Raw genomic sequence first — 23,663 nt, 5'->3', positions numbered from 1 at the left:
GTGCCCTTTGGATGGGTTGACCCGGTCCCCTCATCCGGTCAATTTCGCCGCCGGTTTGGGGAGAATAACAACCATGAAACGTACGTTTATCGGCGCAGCCGCGGCTTTTGCTCTGGCGGCGTCGGCACCTTGCGCGCATGCGCAATCCTTCATCAACGTTCTGACCGGCGGCACCTCCGGCGTCTACTATCCGCTCGGCGTCGCGATCGGAAAGATCTACGGCGACAAGATTCCGAACGTGAAGACGCAGGTGCAGGCCACCAAGGCGTCGGTCGAGAACCTCATTCTGCTGCAGCAGGGCCGCGGTGAACTCGCGTTCACGCTGGGTGACTCGCTGAAGGCTGCCTGGGAAGGCGACGAGGAGGCCGGCTTCAAGACCAAGCTCGACAAGCTCAGAACGATCGGCGCGATCTATCCGAACTACATCCAGATCGTCGCGACCGCCGAGAGCGGCATCAAGACGCTCGCCGACCTCAAGGGCAAGAGCCTCTCGGTCGGCGCGCCCAAATCAGGCACCGAGCTGAACTCGCGCGCGATCCTGGTCGCCGCCGGCATGACCTACAAGGATCTCGGCAAGGTCGAATATCTGCCGTTCGCCGAATCCGTCGATCTGATGAAGAACCGCCAGCTAGGGGCGACCTTGCAGTCGGCCGGCCTCGGCGTTGCCTCGCTGAAGGATCTCTCGACCTCGGCCTCGATCAACGTCGTGTCCGTGCCGAAGGAGACCGTCGACAAGATCGGCCCGCCTTTCATCGCGGCGATCATTCCGGCCAACACCTATACCGGCCAGGACAAGGACGTGCCGACCGCGGCCGTGGTCAATTATCTCGTCACCAGTTCGGCCGTGTCCGACGACCTTGCCTATCAGATGACAAAACTGGTCTACGAGTCGCTGCCCGAGCTTGCCAACGCGCATGCGGCCGGCAAGGAGATCAAGCTCGAGACGGCCGCCACCGGCAGCCCGATCCCGCTGCATCCCGGTGCGATCCGCTACTACAAGGAAAAAGGGCTGATCAAGTAGTCAGCCTCATGCGTCTTGCATCGTCATTCCGGGCTCGATGCTTCGCATCGCCCCGGAATGACGGAGAGAGTAGTCGTGGATGCCCGGGATAAAGCGCCCGGGCATGATGTTTTTAGAATGCTGGCCAATGCTATGAATGGCATGGGCAGAGCAGGGGGCGATCGAGAGATGCTGGAAAAGGCAGAGGGCACCGACGCGGCGCCCATCAAGGTTGAATTCGACAATTTCGAGCACGGTTTTCCGGAAGGCTTTGGCCCGGGCTGGTGGGGCACGCTCGCCTACTGGATCGGCATCGCCTTTGCGACCTTCCAGCTCTATGTCGCCGCCTTCAACTATCTGCCGAGCCAGGTGGTGCGCGGCGTGCATGTCGGCTTTCTGGTCCTGCTCACGTTCGGCCTGATCGCCAACTTCACCGCGAAGAGCAATCTTGGCCGCGCGCTCGGCTGGGTGATCGGAGGCGCAGGCTTTTTCTGCGGCATCTATCAATGGATCTTCTACGCGGACCTGATCGCCCGCGACGGCGATCCGACGAAACTCGATCTTGCGGTCGGCACGCTGCTCGCGGTGCTGATCTTCGAGGGCACGCGGCGGCTGATGGGCGCGGCGCTGCCGCTGATGTGCGGCGCCTGTCTCGTCTACTGGTTCTTCGGGCAATATCTGCCTTCCCCGCTCAACCATCGCGGCTATGATTTCGACCAGATCGTCACGCATTTGTCCTACGGCACCGAAGGCTTTTACGGCGTGCCGATCTACGTCTCGGCGACCTACATCTTCCTGTTCATCCTGTTCGGCTCGTTCCTGGAGCGCGCCGGTATGATCCAGCTCTTCACCGACGTCTCGCTCGGCCTGTTCGGCCGCACCCGCGGCGGTCCGGCCAAGGTCGCGGTGTTCGCCTCGGGCATGATGGGCACGATCTCCGGCTCCGGCGTTGCCAACGTCGTCACCGTCGGCCAGTTCACGATCCCGCTGATGATCAGGTTCGGTTATCGCCGCGCGTTTGCGGCCGGCGTCGAGGCGACGGCGTCGATGGGTGGGCAGATCATGCCGCCGGTGATGGGTGCGGTCGCCTTCATCATGGCGGAGACGCTGGGCGTCCAATATTCGGAGATCGTCAAGGCGGCCGCGATTCCCGCGGTACTCTATTTCGCCTCCGCGTTCTGGATGGTGCACCTCGAAGCCGGCAAGCACGGCCTCACCGGCATGAAGCGCTCGGAAATCCCGAGCGCCTGGAAGGCGCTGGTGACGCGCTGGTACCTCGTGCTGCCGCTCGCGGCTCTCGTCTACATGCTGTTCGAGGGTTTTACGCCGCTGTATGCCGGCAGCATGGGCCTTGCGCTCACCGTGACGCTGATCCTCGGCGCCAGCATCACGGCCGGAGCCTCCTCGATGCTGATCCGCTATATCTTCTGGATTGGCCTGGCGCTGATCGTCGCCGCGCTGTCGCATGACGGCCTTCAGATCGTGCCGGTGTCCGGCCTCGTCGTCGCGCTGATCGTGATCACCGCGTTCATCCGTGGCGGTCTCAAAGCGTTGCGTGAATGCCGCGATGCCTTGGCCGAAAGCGCGAAATCCGCGATCACGGTCGGCATGGCCTGCGCCATCGTCGGTGTCATCATCGGCATGATGTCGCAGACCGGCGTCGGCACCATTTTCGGCAGCTGGGTGATCGGGCTCGGCGAGAAGAGCCTGTTCCTGGCGCTGATCATGACCATGCTGCTGTCGATCCTGCTCGGCACCGGCATTCCGACGATCCCGACCTACATCATCACCGCCGCGCTCGCAGCGCCCGCGCTGGCGAAACTCGGCGTGCCCCTGATCGCGAGCCACATGTTCGCGTTCTATTACGGCATCATGGCCGACCTCTCGCCACCGGTCGCGCTCGCCGCGCTCGCCGCCGCGCCGATTGCGAAGGAGAATCCGGACAAGATCGGCTGGGAGGCGATGCGCATCGCGCTCGCCGGCTACGTCATCCCCTTCATCTTCGTCTATTCGCCGGCGCTGATGCTGCAGGCAGGCGATCCCATGGCGGCGAAGCTCGGCTTCTATGGCGCGGTAGCACTCGCGACCTTCAAGGCGTTGGTGGCGATCGCCCTGTTCGGCATGGTGGCGATCGGCTTCCTGTTCACGCGGATGACGCTGCTTGAACGCGCGGTTGCGCTCGGCGCCGCACTCTGCCTGCTCGGGGACTTCCCGTTCAGCGATACCGCGGGCTTCGTGCTCTCGGCTGCGCTCGTGCTCTGGCAATGGCGGCAGCGCCCGCCCGCCGTGGTCGAGGCGGTGTGAGCCTTTGCTTCGCAACAGCCGGCGGTGTGAAGGCGCTGGCGCTGTCGGCATTCACGCTGGTGTGGACGCATTCGATCGCGAAGGTCGACTGGCAGGAAGACTGGCGCGTAACGCCGGCGGGCCTCGAACTGATGCAGGCCCGCGTCAAGGGCACCGGCCCCGGCATGGAGCCGCCGCCCGAGGCGCGGCTCGTCGACGGCTGGTTTCAATGGAAGCCGGCGCGCGCGCCGATGCCGGAGGTCGTGCTCGGCAATTCCGGCGCGGCCGGGGAATGGCGGCTATGCCATGACGGGACGTGCCAGACATTGTCTGAGATTGTCGGCCACGCAATCGGTGCTAACGTCACCAAGATGAGCATCTGCGACGAACAGCAGAAATAAGGGAGACACGCGATGGACCGGCTCAAGGGCAAGGTTGCGATGGTGGTGGGCGCCGGCTCGATCGGCCCCGGCTGGGGCAACGGCAAGGCGACCGCGGTGACCTTTGCGCGCGAGGGCGCCCAGGTATTTTGTGTCGATCGCAACGGAGCGGCCGCCGAGGAGACCGCGAAGATCATCACCGGCGAGGGCGGCAAGGCGACCGCGTTCACCGCCGACGTCTCGCGGCCTGCCGAGATCGAGGCGATGGTCGCGGCGTGTCTGAAGGCCTATGGCCGCATCGATGTGCTCGACAACAATGTCGGCATTGCCGAGATGGGTAGCGTGGTCGAGGTGACCGAGGAGAGCTGGGACCGCGTCTTCTCCGTCAACCTCAAGAGCGCCTACTTTGCCATGAAGCACGTCATTCCTGTCATGGTGAAGCAGGGTGGCGGCTCGATCATCAACATCTCCTCGATCGCCTCGATCCGCCACATGGGCATCTCCTACGTCACCTACGGCACCTCCAAGGCCGCGATGAACCAGATGACGCGCACCACAGCGATCGAGTTCGCGAGGTATCATGTGCGCGTGAACGCGATCCTGCCCGGCCTGATGAAAACGCCGATGGTGGAGCATTCGGCTGGGTTGGCGAATAGCTACGCCAAGGGCGACGTCGAAGCGATGTGGCGCGCCCGCGATGCGCAGGTGCCGATGGGCCACATGGGCGACGCCTTCGACGTCGCCAACGCCGCGCTGTTCCTGGCGTCGGACGAGTCGAAATATGTGACGGGAATCGAGCTCGTGGTGGATGGCGGGATCACGTGCAAGGCGGGGGCGTAAGCGCCGCCTCACACTCCGCTGTCGTCCCGGGGCGCGCGCAGCGCGAACCCGGGACCCATAACCACAGGGAGTGGTTGTTTCGCTTAGAGATAACTCCGAGTCCTCGCAAAACTATTGCTGCGGCGTATGGGTCCCGGATCGGCGCTCCGCTTCGCTACGCTTGTCCGGGACGACAGTAGAGTTTGCCGCACGACAGCGGCGTTTGCGGATCTATCCCCCCGCGCTCAACTCCGCCCGATCCAGCTCCTGCTCCAGCCTGTGAAACGCGTCGTCGCCGATCACTTCGGTCGCGCGCAGGCTGAAGATCGATTTGCGTGCGGCTTCGATGGCGCGGCGGCGCAGGGGATCGGCGGGCAGCTCGCCGTTGGCGATGCCACCGTGCGGATCGTCGTCGGCCTGCATCAGCAGGGCGCGATATTCGAGCCTGAGGATCTCGGCCTCCTCCGACGGATCGTCCTCGATCGCGTCGAGCGCGGCGCGATAGGCGATGGCGCGTGCGCGCGCGACCTCGATACCGACGGGATCGTCGTCCCTGAGACCGAAGGCCAGGATCAACGGCCGCAATGTCAGGCCCTGGATCACCAGCGAGCCCAGCACCACCGCGAAGGCGATGAAGACGATGAGGTCGCGATAGGGGAAATTCTCCGGCAGCGCGAAGGCGGTGGCGAGCGTGACGAGGCCGCGCATGCCGCACCAGGAGATGATGAGGCCGCCCTTCGGCGACGCGACCTGCTTCGGATCCTTGGGGTGATAGATGTCGTGTGCGATCAGCACACGCAGCGTCGTGCGGTAGAATGTGATCCAGAGCAGCCGCACCAGGACAACCGTGAGCAGGATCCAGGCGGCCGCTGCGCAATATTCCCAGCGGACGTCCGCGTCCAATTTCGTCCAGATCGGCCGCATCTGCATGCCGATCAGCATGAAGGCGAGCACGTTGAGCACGAATACCGTGGTCTCCCACACTGCGTAGGACGGCACGCGCAGCCGCGCCGGCATGCGCGCCGGCGCGGTCTGCGCGATCGTGATGGCGTAGACGACGATGGTGAGGATGCCGGAGAGGCCGAGATGCTCGGCGGCGATCCAGATCATGAAGGTGGTGGCGAACTGCACGATGATCGCGCTCGGCACCTCCCTGACGCGCTCCATGATGGGCGGGATGATGCGTCCCGCAACAAGGCCGGCCAGCACGCTGCCGACCAGTCCCAGGGCGATCGTCGGCGCGACCTCGCTCCATTTCAGGTGCTCCATGACGACCGCGCCGACGGCGACGCGATAGATCAGGAGCGAGCTGGCGTCATTGAGCAGGCTCTCGCCCTCGAGCACCTTGACCATGCGGTAGGGCAGCTTGACCTGGCTCAGGATCGCGACCGCGGCCGCGGCATCCGGCGGCGCCACGATGGCGCCGAGCGCGACCGCAGCGGCCCAGGGCATGTCAGGGAACAGCCGGTGCGCGACGTAGGCGACGCCGACCGTGGTCAGGCCGACTGCGGCCACAACCAGGGTCGTGACCGGAACCCAGTTGTTGCGGAGATCGCGCAGCGATGTGTCGAAGGCGGCATCCATCAGCACCGGTGCGACAAAAAGCGCCAATGCCAGGCCTGGATCGAGCGTCCAGGAAGGGCTGTTCGGCACGAAGGCGATCAGCGCGCCGCCAATGGCGAGAAAGGTCGGGTAGGGGACCTTGATCCGCCGCGCCAGCGCCGATAATGCAACGGCGCCGAGCAGAAGCCCGATGATCCATTCGAATGTCGACACGACGATCCCCGAAACCGATGTCAGCGGCACCACAAGGTAGCACCAATCCAGCCGTATGATGGATAGTACGGCCTCAAGGCAAGAATTTCCGGCTGCAGCGAGCATGCGTTTTCAAAAACTTCTTCAATTGTCCGGAGCCGTGGTGCTCGCAACGCTTTCGATCGGTGCCGCTCGGGCCGCGACCGGGGGCGAGCCGCCCGCCGCTGCGCAGATCGACGTCGCGGCATGCCTGGCCGCAACCGCGGCCGACGACATGGACAGGGCAGGCCCGGCCTGCGCCGCCGTCATCGACAACGAGAAGACGGCAAAGTCCGATCTGATCAAGGCGCTGATCGCGCGCGGCGCGCTGCTGGCGCGGCAGGACCAGATCGACCGGGCCATCGCCGACGACAGCCGCGCGTTGTTGCTCGATCCCACGCTGGCCGACGTCTTCAATGCGCGCGGTGAGCTCTGGCTGAAGAAGGGCGACAAGCCCAAGGCGGTGCAGGATTTCGGCGCGGCGCTCCGGATCGATCCGAACCACGAGAAAGCCAAGGCCAATCACAAGGCGATGGCGCGCGAGCTCGAGCGGATCGGCGCGCAGATGGCGGTGGCCGGCAAGCCCAGCTTCAATTGCGCTGGCGCGCGCCGCCCGGTCGAGAAGGCGATCTGTGGAAACCGCGAGCTCGCCGACCTTGACCGCGAGGTCTATGCCGCCAATGCGCGCGTGCTGCGCGAGGCGCGCAACGAGAGCGAGGCCAGGAAATACCAGCGCGAGCAGGATGATTTTGTTGCGCGCCGCAATGCCGGATTTGGCCGGCCGGGATATGATTTGAAGAAGGCCATGCAGGATCGGCTGCAGCGGCTGAACGGGGTGGATGGGTATTGAGGTCTTCGCCTCTCCCCGCGTGCGGGGAGAGGGAGAGCAGGCATCTTGCGCTCCTAACAGCGCTATTTTGAACCCATACCTCGCCCCCCGCGACAATGGTGAAAACCTGATGTCACGGAGTGCTTCGGCATGCGCACGCGTTCTTCCGCGCAAATATCCAAAATCTCGTTGAGCGCCTTCCTGCTTGGCGCGGCGATGAGCTTCGTCCTCGCTGCGCCTGCCTCGGCCGCCGCCGATTGCGTGCTGGGCAGCAAGGCGGCGCCAGCGGAAATCATCCCGGCGTGCAGCGCCATCATCGACCAGGCTTCGAACCCGAGTTCCGATCGCGTCGCGGCGCTGCTGGTTCGGGCCGATGCCAATGCGCGGACCTCCGGTGGTCTCACGCTGGCGCTGCGGGATATCGACCGCGCCATCGCGCTCGACGGCAAGAATGCGCGCGCCTGGCGCCTGCGCGGCGATCTGTTGCGCGAGGCGGGCGGTGATCTCAACCGCGCCACGGCCGATCTCAGCAAGGCGATCGAGCTCGATCCGCAGGATGCGGAGGCCTATGAGCTGCGCGGCGTCGCCTATACCAACCAGCGCCGTCTCGACCGGGCGCTTGCCGACTACGACAAGGCGATCAAGCTGAAGCCGGATTATGCGCAGGCCTGGTCCGACCGCGGCGCGACCTATTATCTCAACGGCGACAACGACAAGGCGGTGAGCGATCTCAGCCAGGCATTGCTGCTCGATCCGAACCGGGCGCGCAGCTACACCAATCGCGGCGCGGCCTACAAGAAGCTCGGCCAGCTCGACAAGTCGATTGCCGACGACAGCGAGGCGATCAGGCTCGATCCGAAAGCGCCGGAATATTACGACAATCGCGGGCTCTCCTATGCTGCGATGAAGGACTATGACAAGGCGATCGCCGATTACGACCAGGCGCTGCGGCTGGCGCCGCGGCCGAACTTCTTCACCAACCGCGGCGATTCCTACCAGTTCAAGGGCGAGTTTGGCGCAGCGCTCAGCGACTACAATGACGCGCTGAAGCTCGATCCGAATTTCGCGAAGACCTATAACAACCGCGCCGTGCTCTACACGAAAATGGGCGACCGCAAGAAGGCGCTGGCCGACTACGAGACGGCGCTGCGGCTCGACCCCGGCAACACCAACGCCGCGGACGGCCGCCGTACCATGATGGCGGAGATCGCAAAGTTCGGCGCCGAGCCGGCACAGCCGTTGGCTGCGAATTCCGGCAACGGCCCGTCATTCGATTGCGCCTCTGCGAAGCGCGAGGTCGAGAAGGTGATCTGCGCCGATCCGCAGCTTGGCATGCTCGACCGCCAGCTCGCCGAGGCCTATGAGCGCGCGCTCAAATCGATGAGCCGGCGCTCGGCCGCCGATCTGCGTAAATCCCAGCACGATTTCCTCGCCACCCGCGACGCCAGCTTCCGCCGCCCCGGCTACGATCTGAAGAAGGTCATGCAGGACCGGTTGCAGCGGTTGAATGCGATGGAGGGTTAGGTTCGCGTCTCCGCCGTAAGAACGAGGAGAGGGAGGCCATACACCACCCTTTTCAGCTTGAACCGCGGCCAGTTCCCGGGAAAATACCCCTCAAACAAGGCCGGCACTTGATCCCCGTCATGGCAGGACTTCTAACCTGCCGTCAGGTCAAGGCGAGGCCAATAAAGGGAACGGGAGCGCGGGAATGAACGTCCAGGGCAAAAGCCTTTATCACGAGGTCCATGCGCGCTCGCTGGCCGATCCCGCGGGCTTTTGGGCCGAGGCAGCGAAGGAGATCGACTGGATCGAGCCGCCGAAGACCATCTTCGATCCCTTGCAAGGCGTCTACGGCCGCTGGTTCAGCGGCGGCGTCGTCAACACCTGCTACAACGCGCTCGACCGCCATGTCGAACGCGGCCGCGCCGACCAGGTCGCGCTGATCCACGATTCGCCGCTGACCAATTCGGTGACCAAATTCACCTATGCCGAGCTGCTGGCCGAGGTGCAGGCGCTCGCCGCCATCATGCAGGATTTCGGCGTCGTCAAGGGCGACCGCGTCATCCTCTATATGCCGATGGTGCCGGAGGCCGTGGTTGCGATGCTCGCCTGCGCGCGCATCGGTGCGGTGCATTCCGTGGTGTTCGGCGGCTTTGCCGCAAAAGAGCTTGCGACCCGCATCGACGATGCGCAGCCAAAGCTCATTCTCTCCGCAAGCTGCGGCATCGAGCCCGGCCGCATCGTGCAGTACAAGCCGCTGCTCGACGAGGCGATCAAACTCGCGTCCGCCAAGCCCAAGGCCTGCATCGTGCTGCAGCGTCCGCAGCTGATCTGCGACCTCACGCCAAAGCGCGATTATGATTGGGCGAGCCTGCGCCGCAAGGCGATGAACGACGGCAAGAAGGCCGCTTGCGTGCCCGTTGCCGCGACCGATCCGCTCTACATCCTCTACACGTCAGGCACGACCGGCATTCCCAAGGGCGTCGTGCGCGACAATGGCGGTCATCTGGTCGCGGTGAAATGGTCGATGTTCAACCTCTATGGCGTCAAGCCGGGCGAGGTCTGGTGGTGCGGTTCCGATATCGGCTGGGTGGTTGGCCACAGCTACATCATCTACGGCCCGCTGCTGCACGGCGCGACCTCGATCATGTATGAGGGCAAGCCGGTCGGCACGCCCGACGCCGGGGCGTTCTGGCGCGTGATCAGCCAGCACAAGGCGGTCGCCTTCTTCACCGCGCCGACCGCGTTTCGCGCGATCCGGAAAGAGGATCCGGAAGGCAAGTTCATAAGGCAATACGATCTGTCGACATTCCGGACGCTGTTCCTCGCGGGCGAACGTGCCGATCCGCCGACGGTGGAATGGGCGGAGCAGCAGCTGAAGGTGCCGGTGATCGATCATTGGTGGCAGACCGAGACCGGCTGGTGCATCGCCGGCAATCCGGTCGGCCTTGGCCAGCTACCGGTGAAGCACGGCTCGCCGACGGTGCCGATGCCGGGCTACCAGGTCGATGTCGTCGATGAAGCGGCAAAGCCCGTCGGCCCCAACACCATGGGCTCGATCGTCATCAAGCTGCCGATGCCGCCGGGCTGTTTGCCGACGCTGTGGAATCAGGATGCTCGCTTCAAGGAGGCCTACCTCAGTGAATTCCCCGGCTACTACAAGACGTCGGATGCCGGCTACAAGGACGAGGACGGCTATGTCTTCGTGATGGGCCGCACCGACGACATCATCAATGTCGCCGGCCACAGGCTCTCCACCGGCGGCATGGAGGAGATTCTGGCTTCGCATCCGGACGTCGCCGAATGCGCCGTGCTCGGCGTCAAGGACGCGATCAAGGGCGAGGTGCCCTGCGGCTTCCTGGTGCTGAAAGCTGGCGTGAAGCGGCAGCCCGCCGAGATCGAGAAAGAGATCGTAGCACTTGTGCGCGAACGGCTCGGCCCCGTCGCCGCGTTCAAGCTCGCCATCACCGTCGGGCGGCTGCCCAAGACGCGCTCGGGCAAGATCCTGCGCGGCACCATCAAGAAGATCGCCGACGGCGAGGCCTGGACCATGCCGGCGACGATCGAGGACCCCAAGGTGCTCGACGAGATCGGGGAGGCGCTGAAGGGACGGGTGTAAGATTTGGCCCGTCATTCCGGGGCGCCCGCAGGGCGAACCCGGAATCTCGAGATTCCGGGTTCGCCCTGCGGGCGCCCCGGAATGACGGCGTACCGACTTACAATCTCCTCATTCCGCGCTAAACAGGGCCGGCCAACAGGGGACCTCCTATGTCACTCGCCACCGCGCCGCGGCTGCTCATTGCCGTGGGTCTCGCCATCGCTCTCTCCGCCTGTGCGGGGCGTTACCAGACGCCCACAGCAATGGGGAGTGACGATGATGATGCGGTGTGCCAGAGCCGCGGCCTCGCGGTCGGCTCGCCGGAATATGTGGCCTGCCGCAAGGATCGCGACGTCCAGCGCAATGCGGCGCTCGCCCGTTCCGACCGCCGTCAGCGCGATCTCGGCGAGTACATGCTGAACCATCCGGACCGGCCGTAGGCGATACTTCTTCCGTCATTGCGAGCGGAGCGAAGCAATCCAGCATCCTTCCGCGGAGACAGACTGGATTGCTTCGCTGCGCTCGCAATGACGAGATAGAGCTCGTCCCAAACAAAAACGCGGCGGGTTTCCCGCCGCGTTTTGCGTTTCGATGACGAATGAGAGCGAGGACTACTTCTCCTCTTCCTCGTGCTTCTTGCCGCCGAGGGTCTTGAGCTTGGCGAACACGGCGTCGACGTTGAGGTCGTCGCTCGACTTCTCCGACGGCTCGTACTCGTCCTTCTTGGTGGTCTCGGAGGCCGGCAGCAGGGTGGCGCCGCCATAGGCTGCGTCGATCGGCTTCTCCTTGGCCGCGCGTGCCACCTCGAAATCGAGCTCGATCTGGGAGCAGAGGCCGAGCGTGACCGGGTCGATCGGGGTCAGCTGTGAGGTGTTCCAGTGGGTGCGGTCGCGGACGCTGGCAATCGTGCTCTTGGTGGTGCCGACCAGGCGCATGACCTGGGCGTCCTTGAGCTCCGGATGGCTGCGCAGCAGCCAGAGGATGGCGCTGGGGCGCTCGTGGCGGCGCGACACCGGGGTGTAGCGCGGGCCCTTGCGCTTGGGCTGGGGCGGCAGCACGACCTTGCTCTCCTGGAGACGGAGCCGGAAGTCCGGGTTCTTCTCGCCCTTCTCGATCTCCTCGCGGGTCAGCTGGCCGTTGGAAATCGGGTCCATGCCCTTGATGCCTTGGGCAGCGTCACCATCGGCGATCGCGCGCACCTCGAGGGGGTGCATCTTGGTGAAATCGGCGACCTGGTCGAAGGTCAGCGCGGTGTTGTCGAGCAGCCAGACGGCGGTCGCCTTGGGCATCAGAGGTGCGTTGCTCATGGCAAATCTCCTTTGTGCTTCGCCCACCCCTTTGGAGGCGAAACCGGTGGTCATCAGCGATGACAGGGAATTCGCGCTATATAAGCCCGGAGGGGGTAGCCACGCAATGGTTCTGCTATAGATAGTGCCTTGACAGCGCCTGAAAGGGGGCCCAATTCCCTCTCAAGTCGCTATAAAGTCCAAGCAGACCGTTTCAGGCCCTTTTCCATCCATCGACCGTCCCCCGCCAGAAGGCGAATGGGTGATTCGGTCCCGAGATCGCTCAATGTCAGCCAAACCAGACCTCAAGTTAGTGCTTTGTTCTCCTCGCGGCTTCTGCGCCGGAGTGGTCCGGGCGATCGACACCGTGGAACGGGCGCTCGATAAATACGGCGCCCCCGTCTATGTTCGCCACGAGATTGTGCACAACAAGTACGTCGTCGATGGGTTGAAGAAAAAGGGCGCCATCTTCGTCGAGGAGCTCGCCGAGATCCCGGAAAATACCACCGCCCCGGTCGTGTTCTCGGCCCATGGCGTGCCGAAGTCGGTTCCGGCCGACGCCACGTCCCGCAATTTGTTCTCGCTCGATGCGACCTGCCCGCTGGTGACCAAGGTCCACCGCGAAGCCGCGATCCACTTCAAGCGCGGCCGCGAGATCTTCCTGATCGGCCATTCGCATCATCCCGAAGTGGTCGGTACGCTCGGCCAACTGCCGGTCGGCGCCGTCACCCTGATCGAGACCGCCGAGGACGCCAAGACCATCGCGCCGAAGGACCCCAACAACCTCGCCTTCGTGACCCAGACCACGCTGTCGATCGACGACACCGCCGAGATCGTGGCGCTGCTCAAGGAGCGGTTCCCGAACATCAACGGCCCGCACAAGGAAGACATCTGCTACGCCACCACCAACCGCCAGCTCGCGGTGAAGAAGGTGGCGCCGGTGGTCGACGCGCTCATCGTTGTCGGTGCCCCCAATTCGTCGAACTCGCAGCGCCTGCGCGAGGTCGCCGAGCGCGAAGGCTGCAAGGTTGCGGTGCTGGCACAGCGCGCTGCCGACCTCGACTGGACGCGGTTCGAAAACATCACCAGCCTCGGCATCACCGCGGGCGCGTCGGCGCCGGAAGTGATCGTCGAGGAGATCATGGACGCGTTCGCCGAGCGCTATACGCTGCATGTGGAGACGGTCTCGGCCGCGGAAGAGAACGAGTTCTTCCCGCTGCCGCGCCAGGTGCGCCCCGAAGCCGCCGCCGAGTAGACCTTTATGGCGGTCTACACCGACGTTGCCGCCGACGAGCTTGCGGATTTCCTGAGGCAATACGATCTCGGCGAATTGCTCTCCTACAAGGGCATCGCCGAGGGCGTCGAGAACACCAACTTCCTGCTGCACACCAGCAAAGGCTCGTTCATCCTCACGCTCTATGAGAAGCGCGTGGCGAAGAACGATCTGCCGTTCTTCCTCGCGCTGATGACGCATCTCGCCGAGCACGGCGTCAGCTGCCCACTGCCGGTGAAGGCGATAGACGGCGAGGCGCTGCACGAGCTGTCGGGACGCCCCGCTGCGATCATCACCTTTCTCGAAGGCATCTGGCCGCGCAAGCCGAACGCGACGCATTGCGCTGGCGTCGGCGAGGGCCTCGCCCGGATGCATCTGGCTGGCGCCAATTTTGCGATCAAGCGTGCCAACGCGCTGTCCGTCGCAGGCTGGCGGCCGTTGTTCGATGCGGCAGCACACCGTGCCGACGAGGTACAGCCGGGCCTGCATGCGTTCCTCGCCACCGAGCTCGACTATCTCTCGAGCGGCGTCTGGCCGACCAATCTGCCCGAGGGCGTGATCCACGCCGACCTCTTCAACGACAACGTCTTCTTCCTCGGCGACAAGCTCTCGGGGATTATCGACTTCACCTTCGCCTGCAACGATATGCTGGCCTATGACGTTGCGATCTGCCTGAACGCCTGGTGCTTCGAGCCGGATCATTCCTTCAACGTCACCAAGGCGCGCGCCTTCCTCAACGCCTATGGGCGTGTGCGAAAGCTCTCCGAGGCGGAAGAGGCTGCGCTGCCGCTGCTGGCGCGAGGTGCCGCGATCCGCTTCCTGCTGACGCGGCTGGTCGACTGGCTCAACGTGCCGCCCGGCGCGCTGGTCAAGCCGAAGGATCCGCTGGAATATTTTCGCAAGCTGCGCTTCCACCAGAGTGTCTCCAGCGCGCGCGACTATGGGCTGATGCCGTCAGGATTGGTCGCGTGAGCGAGCTCCCCAATGTCACGATCTATACCGACGGCGCCTGCTCGGGAAATCCCGGGCCGGGCGGCTGGGGCGCGATCCTGAAGTTTGGCGACAAGGAAAAAGAGCTGAACGGCGGCGAGCGCCACACCACCAACAACCAGATGGAATTGATGGCGGCGATCTCGGCGCTCGAAGCGCTGAAGAAGCCATGCACCGTCGATCTCTACACCGACAGCCAGTACGTGCGGCAGGGCATCACCGGCTGGATCCATGGCTGGAAACGCAACGGCTGGCGCACCGCCGACAAGAAGCCGGTCAAGAATGTCGAGCTATGGCAGCGCCTCGATGCCGCGCTGAAAGCGCATGAGGTGCGCTGGCACTGGGTCAAGGGCCACGCCGGGCATCCGGAGAATGAGCGGGCCGATCAATTGGCGCGTGATGGGATCGTGAAGGCAAGGACGCAGCAGCGGGTGGCGGAGTAGAGGCGCGGTCGGCGCTCTATCCTTCGTCGTCATCGCGCCTCATTCTCAACTGTCATCGCCCGGCTTGAACCGGGCGATCCAGTATTCCAGAGACGCTTGCGATTGAGCCGAGAAGCCTCGGCGTACTGGATCGCCCGCCTTCGCGGGCGATGACAGTTGTGGAAGTGGCGCGAAGCCGTCTTGCCTTACAGCTGCCCCAGCAGCGTATCGCCGCCGGATACCTCGACCTTGCCGGGCATCGCTTCGAGATTCAGCTTCTTGACCACGCCGTCCTCGACCAGCATCGAATAGCGCTTGGAGCGGATGCCGAGGCCGTTGCCGGAGGCGTCGAGCTCCATGCCGATCGCCTTGGCGAAGTCGGCATTGCCGTCGGCGAGGAAGATCGCTTCGTCGCGCTGGTCGGTGTCGCGCTTCCAGGCGTTCATGACGAAGGCGTCGTTGACGGAAACGATCGCGATGGTGTCGACACCCTTGTCCTTCATGGCATAGGCGTTGAGGAAGATGCTCGGCAGATGCATCTTGTGGCAGGTGCCGGTGTAGGCGCCGGGCACCGCGAACAGCGCCACTTTCTTGCCCTTGAAGATATCGTCGGTGGTCTTCACCTGCGGGCCTTCCGCCGTCATCACGCGGAATTTCGCCTCGGGCAGCTTGTCGCCAGTCTGGATCGCCATCGTCAGTCTCCCTGAAAATCGGTAGGGCTTTTTAGACCGTGCGGCGAGACTGCACAATATTGCGTGCGAGGGAAGCTGAGGGGCCTGCGGCCTTTCACCGTTGTGTCATCAGCCGGGAAAACCGCCGCCGTCGAGGAAAGCCTGCTCCTCCGTGGTGGTGTCCCGGCCGAGCAGGCCGTTGCGGTGAGGGAAGCGGCCGAACCGCTGGATGATGTCGGCGTGCTCCCGGGCGTATTTCAGGTTTTCGGCATTGCCGGTGCCTTCGAATAGCGCGACGCAATGCAGCTGATCGGGCAGATGTTCGGAATGCATGAAGGGCAGATAGAGGAATTCGAGCAGGATGGGATCGATCCTGCGATCGGTGCCCCGCGCGATGGCGCGGCGGGCGACATCGCGCGCCTGCGCATCACTGGCGAAGGCTTCCGGTGTACCGCGAAAGATGTTGCGGGGAAACTGGTCGAGCACGATGACGAGCGCGAGCGCGCCGTCGTCGCTGCCTTCCCACGAGTCCAGAGCGCCGGCGGCCGCCTTCTGCCATAGCGGAAGAAAACGACGCCGGACCTCGGCGTCGAAAGCATCGTTGCGCTTGTACCAGGCGTCGCGACCAGCCTCGCGCCAGAAGGCGAGAATGCCGGCCGGCGTCACATCAGAGGTCTCTGACATCAGCAAAAGACGGCTTACGCCGCTTGGGCCTTCTTCTCGTCGCGCAGCTCGCGGCGCAGGATCTTGCCGACATTGGTCTTGGGCAGGTCGGCGCGGAATTCGATCTGCTTGGGCACCTTGTAGCCGGTGAGCTGCTCGCGGCAGAACTTGATGACGTCCTCCGCCGTGAGGTTCGGGTCCTTCTTCACCACGAAGGCCTTCACCGCTTCGCCGGACCCGCTGTCGGGAACGCCGATCACCGCGCATTCCAGCACGCCCGGATGGCTCGCGATAACTTCCTCGATCTCGTTCGGATAGACATTGAAGCCCGAGACCAGAATCATGTCCTTCTTGCGGTCGACGATCTTGGTGTAGCCCTTCTCGTCCATGATGCCGATGTCGCCGGTGCGGAAATAGCCGTCCGCCGTCATCACCTTCGCCGTCTCTTCCGGCCTGTTCCAGTAGCCGGACATCACCTGCGGGCCCTTGGCGCAGATCTCGCCGGCCTGGCCGAGCGGGACTTCGTTGCCGTCGTCGTCGCGGATCGAGATCCAGGTCGAGGGCACCGGGATGCCAATGGTGCCATTGAACTCGGAATTGGTCGCGGTGTTGCAGGTCAGCGTCGGCGCCGTCTCCGACAGGCCGTAACCTTCCGCGATCGAGCATCCCGTGATCGCCTTCCACTGCTCGGCCACCGGGCGCTGCACCGCCATGCCGCCGCCGTTGGAGATCTTCAGCTTGGAGAAGTCGAGCTTCTTGAAGTCAGGATGGTGCATCAAGCCGTTGTAGAGCGTGTTCACGGCCGGGAAGCTGTTGACCTGGTATTTTGCGAGCTCCTTGACGAAGCCCGCGATGTCGCGCGGGTTGGGGATCAGGAGATTGCAGCCACCGGCGCGCACCGCGAGCAGGTAGCAGGCCGTCAGTGCGAAGATGTGATAGAGCGGCAGCGCGCAGACGATCATGAGCTGATCGACATGCGGCGGCGCAGCCATCGCCGGCTGCAGCCATGCGTCGTTCTGCAGCACGTTGGCAACGATGTTGCGGTGGAGCAGCGTGGCGCCCTTGGAGACGCCGGTGGTGCCGCCGGTATATTGCAGGAAGGCGACGTCGCCGGGCGACAGCTTTGGCTTGTTGAAGGTCTGGCCGCGGCCGGCCGCGAGCGCGTCGTTGAACGACACTGAGCCCGGTAGCGACCAGGCCGGCACCATCTTCTTGACGCGGCGGACGACGAGATTCACGATCACGCCCTTGAAGCCGAGCAGATCGCCCATGCTGGCGACGATGACGTGCTTGACCGGCGTCTTCGCGATCACCTGCTCGACGGTGTGGGCAAAGTTCTCCAGCACGATGACGGCTTCGGCGCCGGAATCCTTGAGCTGATGCTCGAGCTCGCGCGGGGTGTAGAGCGGGTTGACGTTGACCACGGCAAAGCCGGCGCGCAGCACCGCGGCGGTTGCGATCGGATATTGCAGCACGTTCGGCATCATGATCGCGACCCGCGCGCCGCGCTGCAGACCGCGTCCCTGCAGGTAAGCAGCGAGCGCCAGCGACATCTGGTCGAGGTCGCGATAGCTGATCGCCTTGTCCATGCAGACGAACGCCTTGCGGTCGGCGAACTTCGCAAAACTCTCCTCAAGGAGGTCGACCAGCGATGCGTATTGCGTCGGCTCGATATCAGCGGGCACGCCGGGCGGATATTGCTTGAGCCAGATGCGCTCCATGGAAACTCCCCTCTCTTACACAGAGCCCGTTGTGTCTCGGGCTTGCCTCATTGCCGCCAGTATCGAGCCTGCCGGAACGGCTGGCAAGCGGTCGAGGCTTAGTGCAAAGGTCGGGGAGTTGGCTACTGGAATCGTCGGAAATCGCTGCCGCAGGTGCGAAGTGCGACCCGCAGCCTAACGGGACTGGAGCGTGAACCTAGCTGTTGTTGGGCGCGGGCTTCGGCGCAGGTTTTGTCGCTGCCTTGGGCTTGGCCGGCTTGGCAGCCTGATCGCCGCTCGCTGCCGGCTTGTCCGCAGGCTTGGCCGTCGCATCGGGCTTGGCCGCGGCATGCTTGGTCCCAGCCGGCTTGGCCGCGGTCTTTGCGTCAGCCTTTGCCTCAGCCTTGGGCGCAGCGTCAGGCTTGGAGGCCGCCGGTTTCGCTGCGGCCGTTTTGGCGTCGCTGCCGGCGTCGGGCTTCTTGGCGACGCGCGACTTCTTGCCACGCGCCTTCGGCGGGGTCTGCTGGTCGGCATCGGCGGCGACCGCCGCGACCAGGGCTGCGCCGGTGCGGGTCGGGCCAGTATAGACCACCACGGGCTCTGCGGCTGCGGGCGCCGAGGCCATCAGCTCGGAGGCCTTCATCAGCGGCGGCTGGAGGCCTGCGGTAAAGAACGTCACCTGGGCTGCGCCGCCGGTGTCAGAACCGCTCGTGCCGCCGGTGTTGGTCGCGATCAGCGCATCGTCGTCGTCGCTGGCCGGCCGCTTGTGGTGACCGCCGCACATCTCCTCGCGCAGGTTCGGCGGCGAGGCGTCGACCGGCACCAGGTTCTCGACCGTGCCGAGCGAGGGGCGCAGCCACGACAGATTGTCCTGGCTGAAGCCGCGCTCCAAGAGCTGCGCCGCCTTCACCGCGCGCGCGGTGCCGGAATTGGCGCCGAGCACCACCGCGATCAGGCGGCGGCCGTTGCGCGTGGCTGAGGCCACGAGGTTGTAGCCGGAGGCGCAGATGAAGCCGGTCTTGAAACCGTCGGCGCCGGGATAGCGGCCGATCAGCTTGTTGAAATTGCCGGTGACGCGCTTGCCGAAGCGGATCGCCGGGATGTGCACGTAGTACTCATATTCGGGCAGATCGCGCAAAAATGAGCGTGCGAGAATGCCGAGATCGCGCGCCGAGGTGACGTGTCCGTCCGCCGGCAGGCCATTCGGATTGACGTAGTTCGTCTGCGTCATGCCGAGCTTCTTCGCGGTGTCGTTCATCATCACGGAGAAGCCGTCGATCGAGCCGCCGATGCCTTCGGCCAGCACCACGGCCATGTCGTTCGCCGACTTGACCATCATCATCTTCAGCGCGTTGTCGACGGTGAGCTGCGTTCCCGGACGAAGGCCCATCTTCGAGGGCGATTGCGAGGCGGCCGTCGGCGACACCGTCAGCATCGAGTCGAGCGTGATCTTGCCGTCCTTCACCGCCTTGAGCGTCACATAGGCGGTCATGATCTTGGTGACGGAGGCCGGGTACCAGGGGATGGTCGCGTTGTCGGCCTGAAGCACCTTGCCGCTGTCGGCTTCGATCAGAAGCAGTGCTTCTGCGTTTGCGATGCGCGGTGCGAGCAGCGCACCGACTGCGAGAGCCGCAGCGAACAGGTTGAACAGGGGTTTGCGAAGCAGCGGGCGAAGTGCGTGCACTATCCGATTCCGGTCCTTGGAGATCCGCCGGTTCCGGTCGGATCTCGTGATCTCTGTTCGGTTCTGAAATCCAGCGCCGCCGCTCGCGGCAGCGCAAACCTATACCGGCTCGTGCGTCGAGAATAGGGGTCTCCGCTGCGTATTCCGCAATGAAATAGGCCGAATTTCGACGGTGCTGCGGGGACTTGTTAAGGGGACTTGGCCGCAGAGGCCGCCGCCTCGGCGGCACTCGCGCTGGGCCGGCCATTCGCTTGAGCGCTTGCCTGCACCATGAACTGGGCCTTGGCGAGCTCGGCAAAATGGCCGCCTTTAGCCACGAGTTCATCGAAAGTTCCGCTTTCGATCACCCGTCCGTTCTCGAACACCAGGATCCGCGTGGCATTGCGGATGGTGGAGAGACGGTGGGCGATCACGAAAGTGGTGCGGCCCTTCATCACTTCATCGAGAGCAGCGTTCACCTTGGCCTCGGTGACGGCATCGAGCGCGCTGGTCGCCTCGTCCAGGATCAGGATCGGCGGGTCCTTCAAGAGCGCCCGCGCGATCGACAGCCGCTGCCGCTCGCCGCCGGAGAGCATGCGGCCGCGCTCGCCGGCATTGGTCTCGAAGCCGCCGCTGCGATCGATGAATTCGAGTGCCTGCGCGCGCTCGGCGGCCTTGCGCATCTCGGCCTCGGTCGCGTCCGGCTTGCCGACGCGCAAATTTTCCGCAATCGAGCGGTTGAACAGCAGCGCTTCCTGGAACACCACGCCGATGTTTCGCCGCAGCGATGTCAGCGTGACGCCGCGCACGTCCATGCCGTCGATCCTGATGAAGCCGGATTGCGGATCGAAGGCGCGATGCAGCAGCGCAATCGCGGTCGACTTGCCGGCGCCGGTAGGGCCGACCAGTGCGATGGTCTGGCCGGGCAGCGCGGTGAAGGAGAGATCCTCGATCGCCGGCCGCTTGCCGTCATAGGAGAAGGTGACGTCGTTGAACTCGACAAGGCCGGCGAGCCGGCCGGCATCGATCGCATCGGGCCGGTCGTGCACCGCAGGCACAGCATCGAGCACGTTGAAGAATTCGCGCAGGCGCGGGGCTTCCATGAACACGTTGTTGATGAAGCTCACGACTTGCTCGAGCTTCTGGATCAGCAGCGTCGCGAAGCTCACGAACATCACGATCTCGCCGACCGAGGTCAGGCCCTGGTCGTGCAGCGCGATGCCGAGGGTGAAGATCGCGAGTACGGTGATGGTGGTCGAGGCGCGTGTGATCACGGTGACGAGCGCCCACCATGACAGCACCGGCATTTGGGCCGCGAGCAGCTGGTCGGCGACGGAGCGCAAGCCCTGCACCTCGGACTCGACGCGCACAAAGCTCTGCACCAGTGCGACATTGCCGAGTGCGTCGGAGGCGCGCGCGGAGAGCTCGCTGTACTGCTCTTCGACCGCCATCTGCATGCCAAAAGTCTTGCGCACGACGAAGGTCGTCAGCGCGGTGAAGACGACGCAGAGCACGAACAGCAGGATCGCGAGCCGCCAGTTCAGGTACAGCGACAGCGGCAGCAGCACCACCACCGACAGGATCGCCGCAAAGTGCTCGCGAAAGAAGCCGAGCCAGAGCCGCCACAGCGCGTCCGTGCCGTTGAGCATCACCTTCATCAGCCGGCCCGAATGGGTGCCGGAATGGAAGGTCAGCGGCAGTTGCAGGATGTGCTCGAAATAGCTGGTCAGCACCGCCTGGCGCTGGCGGTGGGAGAGCCGGTCGGCCTGCAACGCCACGATCGCGCTGCAGCCGATGGTGAACAATCCGAACGCGACCCATGCCATCAGGAATGGCCAGGCCGAGTTCGAGCCTGCCACGGTCTTGCCGGAGAGCACATCGACGATCCGGCCGAACAGCACGGGTTCTGCGAATTGTGAACCCGCCAGCAGGAGATTGGCGAACGCCAGCAGCCAGCCGAGGCGTGCCTCCTTGCCGAGCAGCTCGATAACGCGGGTGTAGAGGCGGAGGATGGGCATTCGGGCAAAGAACTCGGGCGTGTGACGGAGCCGATATTCTAAGCAGGGATTGCCCGCGAGATACAGCGGAAGCTGCCGGTTTTGCTCAATTGATGAGCCGGCTTTCGACTGGCGGCAGGAACCGGCCGTCGAAGATGTCGCCCGCTGCAGGACGCTTGCGAAATCTGAAGTCCTCCGCGATCTCATCGATCGAGCGCTCCAGGCGCGCAGGGTCAATGCCTCCGAGGCCGTTACGTCGGACTTCGTCGGTCAGGATATTGTCGGCGAGCACCGTGCGCAGGCGCGCGAGCTCGAGGTCGCGGTCGCCGTCGTCGATGCGGCCGGCGGCCTCGTCCGCCGCGCGCGCCGGCTCCTTCGCAGTTGCGTTGATGCCCGCTATCAGCGCGCGGACAAAACCCTTCAGCGCGTCCGGCTTCGCCGCGGCGAAGGCGGGATTGGCGACGATCGCAAAGCCGTAGGCCTCGCAGCCATAGTCGGCATAACGCAGCACGGCGAGATCGTCAGCCGGCACGCCGCGGTCGCGCAAATTCACGGCCGACAGATAGGAGAAGCCGGCGACGGCGTCGACCTGTCCTGCCGACAGTACCGGCTCGCGCACCGCGGCGCTCATCTTGAAGAATTTGACATGCGCGACGTCGATGCCGTTCTGCCGTGCCAGCGCCGGCCACAGCCGGATCGACAGATCGCTGTCGGCGACGCCGATGGTCTTGCCGTCGAGATCGGAGAGCAGATGGGTGCCGCGGCTTTTGCGGGCGACGATCGCGTAAGGCGCACGGTTGAACAGCACGAACACCGCCTTGATGGGCGGTGCATCGGCCTTGTCGCGAAAACGAATGAGCTCGTTGATGTCGACGAGCGCGAGCTCGCTATCGCCTTTCGCAACGCGCGCAAGTGCTTCCGGCGAGCCGGCCGCGCTGTTGAAGGACACGTTGAGGTGCTCGGCGCCGAACTTGCCGTCCTTTGCGGCCATGAAGAACGGCGCCATGCTCGCATCGACCGGACGGTCGAAAGTGAAGTGAATCGCCACGGACGGCACGGCCGCCTCGGTCGCATGGACGTCGCGTGCGGCAAGCACGATCGAGAGGACCAGAAGGCAGTGAGAGGTGATCGTCCTGAATCCAACCATCGGTCGCGCCGGTTCCGCATTGTTGTGGTTTCGTGACGCTCGCAGCGCCGGCTGCGGGCAACTCTGATCGCGTCAACCTGAACAGCAGATGAGCGGTGGTTGCGTCACGATCACGCAGCCCCGTTCATCTTCTGTTGGGGTTGGGGAACCCAACATGGGCTGCGGGTGTTTGGAAGACATGCGCCTGTCTCGAGGCACCGTTGAAGGTCCCAAGGAGGGTCCAAGCCATGTTTGACCGATTTTCGAAATTTGCTGGCCGCAAGGCCGTTCTCGCCACTGCCGCGGTGCTGGCGCTGACCACCGTTGCCCCGACCGCATCGTTCGCAGGCGGCCGCCACTGGCATGGTGGCGGTGGCGCGGCCTTCGCCGGCGCAGCCATCGCTGGCGCCATCGGCGCCGGCCTTGCGATCGCCGCGACCCGCGATGCGTACGCCTATGATGCCCCGGCCTATTACGGCGGCGGTCCGGTCTATTACGATAACGGCCCGGCCTATTACGGTGGCTACGGTGGCCCGAGCTATTCCTACAGCAACAGTCGCGAATTCCCGGGTAACGGCAGTGTCGGCCGCGACCCCTTTGCGACCTGCAGCCGAGGCGGCGCGGGTTGTTGGTAAGTCGTTGACCACGAAAGGCCGGCGCGCTTGCCGCGCCGGCCTTTTTTGCCCTTTAATGTCAATCGTTAACGCGTGGACCATTTGTTTAGAGTAGTTTTGCGTACATGAGTGATTCGCTTGAGCGGCTATATGTGGCTGTGCTCGCGGCCAGGGACCTTGATCCGGCAATATCGCGTACTGCCCGGCTGTTTCAGCGTGGGCCCTCCAAAATGGCGAAGAAGCTGGCCGAAGAGGCGATCGAGGTCGTGATCGATGCGGTCAACGGCGACAGCGAGGCCGTGGTCCGGGAAAGTGCCGATCTGCTCTATAATCTCACCGTGCTCTGGGCTTCCGCCGGCGTGCGCCCCGAAGACGTCTGGCGTGAAATGTCGCGGCGTGAGGATATGCTGGGCATTGCCGAAAAGCTGCCGAAGTCGCCGATGAAACTGCCCAAAGTCGCGTCACCGCGCATCTCCGCCCGGCGGCCAATTGTCGCGCTCGAGAGCCGCGCGGCGCGCAAGCGGCACTAAAACGGTCACAAAACTCACGATGGAC

The 23,663-nt window shown here is 64.4% G+C and carries 21 protein-coding genes; 13 read left to right on the top strand and 8 right to left on the bottom strand.

Translation table 11 applies throughout. The annotated features are described in order from the left end of the window. Positions 1–73 precede the first annotated feature (73 nt). From ACLFLU_RS38500 to ACLFLU_RS38485, 4 genes are all read left to right on the top strand, one after another. Positions 74–1,021, top strand: a complete 948-nt coding sequence (locus ACLFLU_RS38500) for a TAXI family TRAP transporter solute-binding subunit (RefSeq protein WP_426409837.1) — start codon at positions 74–76, stop codon at positions 1,019–1,021. 168 nt (positions 1,022–1,189) lie between these two features. Continuing rightward, a complete protein-coding gene (locus ACLFLU_RS38495) occupies positions 1,190–3,304 on the top strand; it encodes a TRAP transporter permease (protein ID WP_426409836.1) in 2,115 nt (704 codons plus the stop codon). Continuing rightward, positions 3,265–3,684 (top strand): DUF1850 domain-containing protein, encoded by a 420-nt coding sequence (locus ACLFLU_RS38490; protein ID WP_426409835.1) that lies wholly within the window; start codon positions 3,265–3,267, stop codon positions 3,682–3,684. The genes ACLFLU_RS38495 and ACLFLU_RS38490 overlap by 40 nt, the downstream gene beginning before the upstream one ends. Before the next feature lie 12 nt (positions 3,685–3,696). Then, the gene (locus ACLFLU_RS38485; RefSeq protein WP_426409834.1) at positions 3,697–4,503 is read left to right on the top strand and encodes an SDR family NAD(P)-dependent oxidoreductase; all 807 of its coding nucleotides are present in this window, start codon (positions 3,697–3,699) and stop codon (positions 4,501–4,503) included. A 210-nt stretch (positions 4,504–4,713) separates the two neighbouring features. On the opposite strand, the gene ACLFLU_RS38480 is transcribed toward ACLFLU_RS38485, so the two are convergent. Then, positions 4,714–6,291, bottom strand: a complete 1,578-nt coding sequence (locus ACLFLU_RS38480) for a cation:proton antiporter (protein WP_426409833.1) — start codon at positions 6,289–6,291, stop codon at positions 4,714–4,716. Between the two features lie 70 nt (positions 6,292–6,361). Here ACLFLU_RS38480 and ACLFLU_RS38475 point away from each other — a divergent pair, with 70 nt between their 5' ends. The 4 genes from ACLFLU_RS38475 (at position 6,362) to ACLFLU_RS38460 (ending at position 11,143) form a co-directional block, all read left to right on the top strand. Next, on the top strand, positions 6,362–7,126 hold the full coding sequence (locus ACLFLU_RS38475; RefSeq protein WP_426409832.1) for a tetratricopeptide repeat protein: 765 nt from the start codon (positions 6,362–6,364) through the stop codon (positions 7,124–7,126). A 129-nt stretch (positions 7,127–7,255) separates the two neighbouring features. Further along, on the top strand, positions 7,256–8,629 hold the full coding sequence (locus tag ACLFLU_RS38470; protein WP_426409831.1) for a tetratricopeptide repeat protein: 1,374 nt from the start codon (positions 7,256–7,258) through the stop codon (positions 8,627–8,629). Positions 8,630–8,813: 184 nt separating this feature from the next. Continuing rightward, on the top strand, positions 8,814–10,724 hold the full coding sequence (locus ACLFLU_RS38465; protein ID WP_426409830.1) for a propionyl-CoA synthetase: 1,911 nt from the start codon (positions 8,814–8,816) through the stop codon (positions 10,722–10,724). Positions 10,725–10,873: 149 nt separating this feature from the next. Beyond that, complete coding sequence (locus ACLFLU_RS38460) at positions 10,874–11,143, top strand: hypothetical protein (RefSeq protein ID WP_237863207.1); 270 nt, start codon at positions 10,874–10,876, stop codon at positions 11,141–11,143. Between the two features lie 171 nt (positions 11,144–11,314). Here the strand turns inward: ACLFLU_RS38460 and ACLFLU_RS38455 are convergent, their stop codons facing one another. Then, positions 11,315–12,010, bottom strand: a complete 696-nt coding sequence (locus ACLFLU_RS38455) for a DUF1013 domain-containing protein (RefSeq protein ID WP_426409829.1) — start codon at positions 12,008–12,010, stop codon at positions 11,315–11,317. Between the two features lie 265 nt (positions 12,011–12,275). Here ACLFLU_RS38455 and ispH point away from each other — a divergent pair, with 265 nt between their 5' ends. From ispH to rnhA, 3 genes are read left to right on the top strand one after another with little or no spacing between them, the layout of a single operon-like run. Then, complete coding sequence (gene ispH, locus ACLFLU_RS38450) at positions 12,276–13,244, top strand: 4-hydroxy-3-methylbut-2-enyl diphosphate reductase (RefSeq protein ID WP_148749947.1); 969 nt, start codon at positions 12,276–12,278, stop codon at positions 13,242–13,244. Between the two features lie 6 nt (positions 13,245–13,250). Continuing rightward, a complete protein-coding gene (locus tag ACLFLU_RS38445) occupies positions 13,251–14,234 on the top strand; it encodes a homoserine kinase (protein WP_426409828.1) in 984 nt (327 codons plus the stop codon). After that, the gene (gene rnhA / locus ACLFLU_RS38440) at positions 14,231–14,695 is read left to right on the top strand and encodes a ribonuclease HI (protein WP_008138730.1); all 465 of its coding nucleotides are present in this window, start codon (positions 14,231–14,233) and stop codon (positions 14,693–14,695) included. Before ACLFLU_RS38445 ends, rnhA begins: the two co-directional genes overlap by 4 nt. Positions 14,696–14,880: 185 nt before the next feature. On the opposite strand, the gene ACLFLU_RS38435 is transcribed toward rnhA, so the two are convergent. From ACLFLU_RS38435 to ACLFLU_RS38410, 6 genes are all read right to left on the bottom strand, one after another. Further along, complete coding sequence (locus ACLFLU_RS38435) at positions 14,881–15,366, bottom strand: peroxiredoxin (protein WP_007597501.1); 486 nt, start codon at positions 15,364–15,366, stop codon at positions 14,881–14,883. 108 nt (positions 15,367–15,474) lie between these two features. Further along, complete coding sequence (locus tag ACLFLU_RS38430; RefSeq protein WP_426409827.1) at positions 15,475–16,029, bottom strand: DUF924 family protein; 555 nt, start codon at positions 16,027–16,029, stop codon at positions 15,475–15,477. A 14-nt stretch (positions 16,030–16,043) separates the two neighbouring features. Continuing rightward, positions 16,044–17,729, bottom strand: a complete 1,686-nt coding sequence (locus ACLFLU_RS38425) for a long-chain fatty acid--CoA ligase (RefSeq protein ID WP_426409826.1) — start codon at positions 17,727–17,729, stop codon at positions 16,044–16,046. A 196-nt stretch (positions 17,730–17,925) separates the two neighbouring features. Next, entirely contained in the window at positions 17,926–19,392 is a 1,467-nt protein-coding gene (locus ACLFLU_RS38420; protein WP_426409825.1) for a D-alanyl-D-alanine carboxypeptidase family protein, read from the bottom strand. 188 nt (positions 19,393–19,580) lie between these two features. Further along, positions 19,581–21,389, bottom strand: coding sequence for a glucan ABC transporter ATP-binding protein/ permease (locus tag ACLFLU_RS38415; protein ID WP_426409824.1), 1,809 nt, complete (start codon positions 21,387–21,389; stop codon positions 19,581–19,583). 85 nt (positions 21,390–21,474) lie between these two features. Further along, the gene (locus tag ACLFLU_RS38410; RefSeq protein ID WP_426409823.1) at positions 21,475–22,515 is read right to left on the bottom strand and encodes an ABC transporter substrate-binding protein; all 1,041 of its coding nucleotides are present in this window, start codon (positions 22,513–22,515) and stop codon (positions 21,475–21,477) included. Positions 22,516–22,742: 227 nt separating this feature from the next. Here ACLFLU_RS38410 and ACLFLU_RS38405 point away from each other — a divergent pair, with 227 nt between their 5' ends. Continuing rightward, positions 22,743–23,129: a hypothetical protein gene (locus tag ACLFLU_RS38405; protein WP_426409822.1), complete on the top strand. Its 387-nt coding sequence runs from the start codon at positions 22,743–22,745 to the stop codon at positions 23,127–23,129. 104 nt (positions 23,130–23,233) lie between these two features. Beyond that, a complete protein-coding gene (gene hisE, locus ACLFLU_RS38400) occupies positions 23,234–23,638 on the top strand; it encodes a phosphoribosyl-ATP diphosphatase (RefSeq protein ID WP_426409821.1) in 405 nt (134 codons plus the stop codon). Positions 23,639–23,663: the final 25 nt, after the last annotated feature.

This window comes from Bradyrhizobium ganzhouense, from assembly GCF_049949285.1.
In the GTDB taxonomy this organism is placed as follows: domain Bacteria; phylum Pseudomonadota; class Alphaproteobacteria; order Rhizobiales; family Xanthobacteraceae; genus Bradyrhizobium; species Bradyrhizobium ganzhouense.
The sequence above is the reverse complement of the archived record's forward strand: the minus strand, read 5'-3'. Positions and strand labels throughout refer to the sequence as shown.